At 73.6% G+C, this 4,289-nt stretch carries 3 protein-coding genes; 2 read left to right on the plus strand and 1 reads right to left on the minus strand.

The window, feature by feature from the left end; genetic code table 11:
* Positions 1 to 71: 71 nt before the first annotated feature.
* A complete protein-coding gene (locus tag ACW9J6_RS34285; RefSeq protein ID WP_457118717.1) occupies positions 72 to 1,424 on the plus strand; it encodes an IS4 family transposase in 1,353 nt (450 codons plus the stop codon).
* Positions 1,425 to 1,501: 77 nt separating this feature from the next.
* Here the strand turns inward: ACW9J6_RS34285 and ACW9J6_RS34290 are convergent, their stop codons facing one another.
* On the minus strand, positions 1,502 to 2,845 hold the full coding sequence (locus tag ACW9J6_RS34290) for a dihydroorotase (protein ID WP_457120793.1): 1,344 nt from the start codon (positions 2,843 to 2,845) through the stop codon (positions 1,502 to 1,504).
* 105 nt (positions 2,846 to 2,950) lie between these two features.
* Between ACW9J6_RS34290 and ygfZ the strand changes: the two genes are divergently transcribed.
* Positions 2,951 to 3,778, plus strand: a complete 828-nt coding sequence (gene ygfZ, locus ACW9J6_RS34295) for a CAF17-like 4Fe-4S cluster assembly/insertion protein YgfZ (RefSeq protein ID WP_457120794.1) — start codon at positions 2,951 to 2,953, stop codon at positions 3,776 to 3,778.
* The last annotated feature ends 511 nt before the right edge of the window (positions 3,779 to 4,289 follow it).

The following is a 4,289-nucleotide window of genomic DNA, read 5'->3' on the forward strand; positions in this document are numbered from 1 at the left end:
GGCTACGGCCTGTACGGATCTGATTCGCTCGGTTCGTGTTGTGAGCCTTTGCGCTGTGCGGGAGGCTTTGCATGGACGGACTTGGGGTCGGCGACATCCGCACCGAGGCGCGCGGCGCTTGGCTGTTTGATCGGATCGTGACCACCGGCAGCGTGGTGCTGAGCACGGTCGGGGGCAGCGAGGCCGGCACGGCCGCAGCCCATCGCTACCTGTCCTCGCCGCACACGAGCGTGGGCGCCATCCTGCGGGCGTTTGGCGCGCGCACGGCCCAGGCCTGTGCCGGCCGCGCGGTCGTGGCGGTGCAGGACACGAGCGAGATCAACTTCACCCCGCTGGCGGCGGGCCGTCACGGGCTCGGGCCCGCCGGCAACGGGCGCAATCCCGGCTTCTTCCTGCACCCGGTCGTGGCGGTCGACGCACAGGACGAGGCGATCCTGGGGCTGGTCGATGCCCAGATCTGGACGCGGGCGGACGCGCCGGTCAAGCCGCGGGCGGGCCGGCCGATCGCGGACAAGGAGAGCCGGCGCTGGGGTGTGGGCGCGCAGGCCGCGCAGGCCCGCCTGGGCGAGAGCGCGGCGAGCCTGATCGTGGTGGCCGACCAGGAAGGCGACATCTACGATCACGTCGCGCGCTGTCCGGCGGGCACCGACCTGCTGGTGCGCGCCCGCCACGACCGGGCGCTGGCCACGGGGGGCGCGATGACGGCGGAGGCGGCGCGCTGGCCGGTCCTGGCCGAGGATACGGTGACGGTCCCCGCCCGGCCGGGCCGGCCCGAGCGCACCGCACGGGTGCAGTTGCGGGCCGGATCGCTGGTGGTGAAGCGGCCAGCGGGCGAGCCGAAGAGCCTGCCGGGCGCGCTGCCGCTGAGCCTGGTGACGGTGGAGGAGCCCACCCCGCCCGACGGTCAGGCGCCGCTGTGCTGGCACCTTCTGAGCACGCGCCCGGTCGCGACCGCCGCCGAGGCGCGCGAGACGGTGCGGCTGTACCGGCTGCGCTGGCGCATTGAAGAGGTGTTCCGCGCGCTCAAGCGGGACGGGCTGGGCCTGGACGCGACGCAGATGCGGGTGCCCGACAAGCTGTTCCGGCTGGCGGCTTTGGCGCTGGGGGCGGCGGTGCGCATCCTGCAGTTGGTCGATGCCCGCACGGGCGGCGGGCGGCCGATGCAGGACGTGCTCGACGCGGTCGCCTTGCCCGTGGTGGCGCAGCTGGGCCGGGCCTGCGAGGGCAGTACGGCACGCCTGCAGAACCCACACCCACCGGGGACGCTGGCCTGGCTGTCTTGGATCGTGGCCCGGCACGGCGGCTGGAACGTCGCCGGCAAGCCGCCGGGACCCAAGATCATGGCCCGCGGCTGGCAGCGCTTCGCCGCCATGCTCGCCGGCGCAATCCTCGCAGACCCCGACTCACTTCCGTCAAGGCCGTAGCCCGCACGGGAGAGGGGTTCCCCGCGCAAAACTCACCAAGGCTATGTGCACACGGTAGTCCCTCTGCGGGAGAGAGGTCACGCCCCTCGCGCCGGGAACGCCTCCTCGAACCGCACCGCCTCGCCGAGGGACGGCGCCGCGAGGCTCCCCTCCCACATCACGAGGTTCCCGCGCACCACCGTGCCGACCGGCCAGCCGGTCACGGTCTTGCCGTCGTAGGGCGTCCAGCCGCAGCGGCTGGCGATCCAGGCATTGGTGATCGTCTCGCGGCGCTTCAGGTCCACCACCGTCACGTCCGCGTCGTAGCCCACCGCCAGCCGGCCCTTGCGGGCGAGCCCGAAGGCGCGCTTCGGGCCGGCGCTCGTCAGGTCGACGAAGCGCGCGAGGCTCAGGCGGCCCGCCGCCACGTGGTCGAGCATGATCGGCACCAGCGTCTGCACGCCGGTCATGCCGGAGGGCGAGTCGGGATAGGGCTTGGCCTTCTCCTCGAGCGTGTGCGGCGCGTGGTCGGAGCCCAGCACGTCCGCGACGCCTTGGCGGAGGCCCCACCAGATCCCGTCGCGATGGGCAGCGTCGCGCACCGGCGGGTTCATCTGGACCAGCGTGCCGAGGCGCGGATAGGCCTCCGTGCCGTCGAGGGTGAGGTGGTGGGGCGTCACCTCGACGGTGGCCACGTCCTTGTGCTCGGCGAGGAAGCGCATCTCCTCGGCGGTGGAGATGTGCAGGATGTGGATCCGCGCCCCCGTCTCGCGGGCGATGCGCACGAGGCGCTGCGTCGCCTTCAGCGCCGCCTCGGGCGAGCGCCAGACCGGGTGCGAGGACGGGTCGCCCGGGACCCGCAGCGCCTTGCGCTCGCGCAGCATCGCCTCGTCCTCCGCGTGGAAGGCGGCGCGGCGGCGGATGCGCTTGAGGATCTCGGTGATGCCCGGATCGTCCTCGACCAGGAGCGAGCCGGTCGAGGAGCCGATGAAGACCTTGATGCCCGCCGCCCCCGGCAGGCGCTCCAGCTCCGCCACCTCGGTGGCGTTCTCGTGCGTGCCCCCGACCCAGAAGGCGAAGTCGCAGTGCATCCGGTGATGGGCGCGCCGGATCTTGTCGGCGAGCGCCGCGGGGCCGGTGGTCTGAGGGTTGGTGTTCGGCATCTCGAACACCGTGGTGACGCCGCCCATCACGGCCGCCCGCGCCCCGGTCTCCAGATCCTCCTTGTGGTCGAGCCCCGGCTCGCGGAAATGGACCTGGCTGTCGATCACGCCCGGCAGGAGGTGGAGCCCGGTGCAGTCCTGCACCCGGCCGGCCGCCGCGGTGGCGAGGTCGCCGATCGCGGCGATCCGCCCGCCCGTGACGCCGAGATCGGCCGGGCCGATGCCGTCGTGGTTCACCACCGTGCCGCCGCGCAGGATCAGGTCGAAGCTCCGGCTCATCAAGGCGTCCTCCCGGCCCGCGGCCGATTGAGGCCGGCCGAGCGGCGGCTTATGTCAGCCCCGCCGGAGGTTCAAGCCGGACCGCCCGGCCGAGAAGGACCGCGCATGCCGATCGCCCTCCTGCCGGACCGTGCCGTGCTGGCCGTCTCCGGCGACGACGCCACGGGGTTCCTCCAGGGGCTCCTCACCTGCAACGTCGAGACGCTGCCGCCGGGCGAGGCGCGGCTCGGGGCGCTGCTCACGCCGCAGGGCAAGATCCTGTTCGACTTCCTGGTGAGCCGCGCGGAGGGGGGCTTCCACCTCGACGCGCCCCGCGCCCTGCTGCCGGATCTCACCCGCCGCCTGACCCTCTACCGGCTGCGCGCCAAGGTGGCCTTCGCCGAGGCGGGGCTGCGGGTCCTCGCGGCCTGGGGCACCGAGCCGGAGGGGACGTGGCTGCGCGACGGGCGGCTTCCCGCGCTCGGTTGGCGGCTCCACGCGCCGGAGGGCGCCGAGCCGGCGACGGACGCCACCGCAGACTACGCGGCCCACCGCGTCGCGCTGGGCGTGCCCGAGAGCGGGCCCGATTACGCGCTCGGCGACGCCTTCCCGCACGAGGCGCTGATGGACCAGCTCGGCGGGGTCGATTTTCGCAAGGGCTGCTATATCGGCCAGGAGGTGGTGTCGCGCATGCAGCACCGCGGCACGGCGCGGACCCGCGTGGTGCCGGTCGCCTATGAGGGCGAGGCACCGGCGCCGGGCACGCCGGTCACCGCGGGCGCGAAGGCGCTCGGCCAGACCGGCAGCGCCGCCGGCGCGCGCGGCCTCGCGCTGCTGCGCCTCGACCGGCTCGCGGACGCCGTGGAAGCCGGGGAGGCGATCGCGGCGGGCGGCGCGGAGCTGAGACCCGTGAAGCCGGATTTCGCGCGCTTCGAGGTGCCGGGCGCGGGGTGATCCCGCTCCGTGGAACGCTCTCGCACGACATTGCCGGTGCTGCGAGATGGAAAGCACGCCGTTGCGACGGCCGTGGCGCGGGCAACCCCTCTCCCGAGTGGGCTTGCGGATTCACACTTCGGGTGGCGCGCATGCCCTCTCCCCGCGTGCGGGGAGAGGGTCGAGCCCCCCTTGCTGGGGGCGAGACGAGGCGGCAGCCGAAGGTGAGGGGGCGCATCCGGAGGAGCCACATCCGGCACGGCCCCCTTGTATCTGGAAGCCGGCCCTTTTGGATGATGTGATGAGGGCTGCGCGGGGACCGGCGGCCGCCGGTCCCCGCGCGTGGCGGACGGCTCCCGCGCCCCCTCTGGCTGCAACCGCTGGTGAGCTTTGGGACCGTCGCCACTGTCACGCACGACCGGACAGTCGCCTGATCGCCCATCGCACGCACAAGGCAGGTTACCGTGACCCAGATCATCTGTGGAGTGGACGTCGCCGCAAAGACCCTCGACGTCCGCATCGTTCCGGGTGG

The sequence above is a fragment of the Methylobacterium sp. JK268 genome, from assembly GCF_054052225.1.

Coding starts and splice junctions, on each gene's coding strand:
- ACW9J6_RS34285 (WP_457118717.1), top strand. CDS start 72: ATGGACGGACTTGGGGTCGGCGACATCCGCACCGAGGCGCGCGGCGCT.
- ACW9J6_RS34290 (WP_457120793.1), bottom strand. CDS start 2,845: ATGAGCCGGAGCTTCGACCTGATCCTGCGCGGCGGCACGGTGGTGAAC.
- ygfZ (WP_457120794.1), top strand. CDS start 2,951: ATGCCGATCGCCCTCCTGCCGGACCGTGCCGTGCTGGCCGTCTCCGGC.